3 protein-coding genes are annotated in these 4,946 nt (G+C 49.5%); all 3 read right to left on the bottom strand.

The features are described from left to right. A partial coding sequence (locus VIM87_RS30945; protein WP_414649681.1) for a sodium:solute symporter family transporter occupies positions 1-995 on the bottom strand: 995 nt, incomplete at its 3' end. Between the two features lie 17 nt (positions 996-1,012). Beyond that, positions 1,013-3,568 (bottom strand): glycerophosphoryl diester phosphodiesterase, encoded by a 2,556-nt coding sequence (locus VIM87_RS30940; RefSeq protein ID WP_332000728.1) that lies wholly within the window; start codon positions 3,566-3,568, stop codon positions 1,013-1,015. An 8-nt stretch (positions 3,569-3,576) separates the two neighbouring features. After that, on the bottom strand, positions 3,577-4,946 hold a 1,370-nt coding region (locus VIM87_RS30935), incomplete at its 5' end, for an FAD-dependent oxidoreductase (protein WP_332000727.1).

Genomic DNA, 4,946 nt, shown 5'->3' with positions numbered 1-4,946 from the left:
ATATTAATAGTAGTATTGGCCTTGCTGGCGCTGGCAGAGATCATGCCCGATAAAACCAGTCCTATCAACCCTGCCGGCAATACCTGCTGGCAAAGCATCATATAAGCGCCTTCCGGCTGCAGGCCGCTGAGGCCGGGGTTAATAACCCGGTATAACATGGGTGGCAGCATCCATATAAAGGGGCTCACCAGGTAAAGAATGGTGAACAGCCAGGCCACTTTTTTTGAATTGCGCTCAGTTGAAACACTGGTGTACCGCTGCACATAGGCCCAGTTGCCGCCAATGTACACGGTTTGATAGGCAAGGAACGCCAGGAAAAAACCAAAGGAATATTCTGAATTAAAGAAATTGAAAAAGCCATCCGGCGCTTTATTTACAAAAGAATGTACGCCGCCTGCTTCCTTAAAAGCCATGGGAATTACGATCATTACTGCAGCGGTAAGGATCACAAACTGCACAACATCCGTTACCAGCACCGCCCATAAGCCGCCCGCAGAAGTATACAACACAATAATGCCGCCGATAATAAGTATGCAGGTGTTCAAAGAAAGGGGAGTGGCCACGCTCACCATTTTACCAACAGGATACAGCACAGAGGCCGTGGTAAAAAGGCCATGCAGCATAATAAGAAAGGTGTAAAATTTTTGTGTGCCGGTGCCCAGTCTTTTGCCAATATATTCCGCCGCTGTTACAGCGCCGGTGCGCTTCCATTTGGCGGCAATGAACAGGGCTACCAGCATGCCCCCAAATACCATGGTAAGCTGTATGCCGTTGGCAACAAAGCCGCTTTTATAGGCAATAGATCCCCAAACCACAAAGGTGCCGGCAGAAAAGTAGCTGATGAATAAAGAAATACTATTGATCCACCACGGCGTAGCGCCGCCGGCCTCAAAAAAAGCCGATGAGTTTTTGCTGCCTATGCGGGTGAACATCATGCCAATGCCCAGGATCAACAAAGCAAAAACGGCCATTACTATAAAATCCAGTTGCCCCATTCCAGTGATTTAGGTTGTTAGTTTATCATCAATACTTTTATGCCGTAGCCGTCCAGCGCTACATTCAGCTCATTGGCGGCCTGCAGCTCTTTGTTGGCTGTCAGGTCCTTTATGGCGTTAATCTTATCCATGTTCAGCTTCACCTGCGCTTTCAAAGGTTCGCCAAGATCATTCATCAGTATTACAAACATATTTTTTTTATCGCTGCTACGGGCAAGAATATACTCTGTATTAGGATTGTTACATTCAACAAGGCCCTGGTGGTTCATCAGGCTGGCCTCATTGCCATAAATGCTGCCTGGCGCAAATCCATATGATTCATGCGGCCCCACCTTGGGCGTAACAAAACCCCTGGGAAAAACAACCTGGTTGCCGGAGCGCAGCTGTGCTTCCGACAGCAGGTAATCCGTGATCCATCCTATTTGCCACCATGCATGGTGCGGGTAAGGGCCTGCACCCTTGTTCATGGCATTCCAGTAATAAGATGCAACGCTTGTTTTAGCATCCACAAATGCATCCCTGCCAATGGCGGCCGCTCTTGCCATTTCAATAAAAAGGCTGTCGCCGGTTAGCTGGAACATGCGTACAAACATCCCTGCATGGCTGCAAAGCATAATAGGGCCTGCACCGTTGGCAGAGCCTATAATGCCGCCATGCTCAAAGCTCAGGCCTGCCTGCGAAATTTGCCAGTCCTGGCGTGGTATACCATTCACCTGCTTCATTTTTTCAGACGGTATTGGCTGGGTATAAATGGAGGTCAGGTACATGCGGGCGGTGTTGATGGCGGCATCCTGGTATTTTTTATCTTTTGTGAGATCGTACAGGTCCAGTAATGCCTGTGCCGACTGGGCGGTTGCAAAATCCGGCGCATAACGCGCATCCCCGCACACGCCTATAAAATGGCCTTTGTTCACCGCATTTTCAATAAACCAGTCAGCGCCTTTTTTTGCTGCGCTTAAATATTTTTCATCTTTCAGTACCCGGTAGGCAACCAATAGCCCGTAGAACGTTGGCCGCAGGTCTTTAATATCTGTGAAAAGCGGCTGCTGCGTGTGCCGGTCATAGGCTACTTCCCAGCTGCCATCCGGCTTTTGCCAGTCCATTAATAGCTTTGCGCCCAGTGCCAGCCTTTGCTTCAGCGTATCATTGCCTGGTTCAAATAACAGGATGTTTCCTATGTCCAGCATTACATAATAAGTAAGACTTACCGGTTCTACAAAATCGCCCCATTCTTCTGTAAATGTTTTGCTTTTGGCAAGATAGTATTGCCCAATGGCCGCTCCCTGGAAAAAGCCGGGGTTGGTTTGCTGCTGTGCAAGCTTAAAGTTTAAGGCAAAAGGCAGCACACTATCCTTCAGGTATTTATCGTCGCTGGTGTTGGCCAGCATCCACATAGCCCCGTAATCTGCATTCTTTATAGCGTCGCGGTTTGAGCCTACTACGCCGCCCAGGTATGATTGCCCGCCAATAGTAAGCCCCTTGTATTGTTCTGTATTCCACAGGGAAGTATGCCGGTCGCGCAGGTAGTGTTGCATATGCTCAACCCTGCTGGTAAGCGATTGGGTATTTTTCCGTAAGGCAAGCGCCTGCTTAAAATTATACACATCATTCACTGCATGGGTCAGCAAATGATACCATTCACCTTTATTAAAGCTGTAACGGAATCCATAGCTGATATTATCTCCTTGTTTTTTCAGTGAGGTAGGCTCGCCCAGCACAGGATAATAAACCGTGGGGGAAAGCTGTGATCTTCTGTTCTTGTGTGAAAGCGCCAGCTGCCATTTCTGATGTGTGTTCTTATCGCTCTCCCATGGATCCCTGCCAAGCCCCGGGTTAGGTATCACGGCAAAGGATATATTTTCTTTTGTGGTGATGATGGGGCAAAAGGTGCTGGCGCAGCGCTCACGGTACAGCACCGGCAGCTCCGGCACGCCCTGGCCATATGCATAGCTGAGCACCATATTTTGCTGTAGCTCCTTGCCCTGGAAATAACCGGGCATTACCGCCCAGGCCATATCCTGCTGGTCAACCGTTACTGCAGACGGGCTTGAAAGGGAATAGTAACCATCCTTTTTACATTGCATTTCCATTTGCACGTTGATGTCGCCATCAAATTGCGGGTCCAGCTGCCAGCTGGCGGTAATAGTTGCCAGTGCAGATGTATAGGTAAAAACAACTTTGTTGGGTGATACCTGTTTTGCCACGGAGGGATAAAAATGAAAAGCTCTACCGGCTGTATTTAAGGCTACCGGTGAGGAAGCCTGCTTCCAGGCATTGATCTGGTATTTGTAAGCCGTATCAGGCCAGGTTTGCCCGTTAGCCCTCTTAAAGCGGATGCCGGAAGTGTCTGCAGGTTTTTCAGCCGTGTACAGCAAGGTATATTCCCCGGAGGGATGCGCCACCTGCTGCCATTGGCCGTTAATAAAAAAACGCAGTCCGTTTATTTTCCACCCCTCCTTTGTTTGCTGCCATTGAATGCGCAGCTGCTTGTTGGCAAGCGACAGGGTTTGTGCTTGTATGGTTACAGTTAAAAGTATTTGGATGCTTAAAGCAAACAGGCAGATCTTCTTCATAACGCTCATTAATTAACGCCCTGTTCAAAGCAGCGTATTTCAAAAATAGCAGCCGGTGTATTGGCAGATGGATGTTCTGTTTTGATGCTCAGGCGGGAAGTAACAACCGGCTCAGGAAGCTCAATCACGTTCCTGGTTTGGTAATTCCCCGTTTTTTCATACACCTTGTTCCCGTTTTCATCAAAGATGGTATAATTACGCACGCAGAAAGGCATTACGTTTTCCGGGTGCGACATCAGCACCGATTCCATCGGGTGATCAAGATCCGTATCAAAGGATAAAATAAGCTTTTTAATGCGCTTTGGCTCCTTCCATTGCAGTGTAAGGGCAGGGGCAGCATCGTTCAGGTCAGCTACCCATGCATTGGGCTGCGTGGTAGGCCTTGCAACGCCATTGCTGATATTAGCCGGCCCAAATGCCTTCAAAGGCGCGCCGAACTGCAGTGCAATGTTGTGTCCTGCCGGCCTGCGCTGGGGACACCAGAACTCAAAGCTGTCTATGCCAATGCCATCAGGCGCCTCCTGCTTGCCATAGTTGGATACCGCCGGGTTAGTAGTGCTGAAAACAGAGAGGATGCCCGTGATCCTTTTATCCGACCTGCTGATCTTTACCAGCGGGTTCTTATGCAGCACAATAAATACATACTGCATTTGCTCAATAGCAGCATCGGATCTTAGCTCTATGCAATTTTTGCCGGCTTCAATGGCAAACTCAAAAGCAGCAATAGTAGTATCCGGCGTATAGCTGCCGGTACGTGAGCAGGTTCTTATTTCAGCACGCAGGGTAGTGGGTGCATCGCTGTACGCATGCAGGTTAATGGCCGGCAGCTTTCCTGCATTTAGGGGCACCATTTGCGCCACTGCAATATCAAGCGGCTGTGGCGCGCTGTCTTCTTCCAACCCCGAAAGCTGCAGCTCACTGCTGGCAGTAATAGCGGCTTGCTGTACAAGATCATCCGCATCTTTTGCCACTACACCGGGAATATGCTGCCCGCTGCGCAGCAGCAATTGCTGCAGCGTAGCTACGTTGCCGTTATCATTAAGCGCTGCAGGGTTGCAGCCCAGTTTTTTACAAAGCACCGCAGCCATGGCCGATGCCTGCGAAACATAAGCGCTGGTAGCCATTACCCGGCACGATCCGAATGCCACATGCGATGCGCTGATAATGCGCCCGGCCAGCAACAGGTTATTAATGTTCCTGGAATACAGGCTGCGGAAAGGTATCTGATAAATGCCCTTGCTGTGCCATTGGGTGCAGCCCGGGCCGGCAGCATAAATACCATCTGAAGGGTGCAGGTCAAGGCTCCAGCCGCCAAAGGCTACGGCATCATCATGCAGGCGTTGTTCAACAACATCCTGCTGTTTTAAAATATAGTCGC

Origin of the sequence: Chitinophaga sp., assembly GCF_036569125.1 — a bacterium.
Classification (GTDB): Bacteria; Bacteroidota; Bacteroidia; order Chitinophagales; family Chitinophagaceae; genus Chitinophaga.
Note: the sequence above shows the minus strand (reverse complement) of the source record. Positions and strands in the feature narration are given on the sequence as shown.

What these genes read in the sequence shown, in the direction of transcription:
- VIM87_RS30940 (WP_332000728.1), bottom strand. Translation starts at nt 3,568, where the DNA reads ATGAAGAAGATCTGCCTGTTTGCTTTAAGCATCCAAATACTTTTAACT.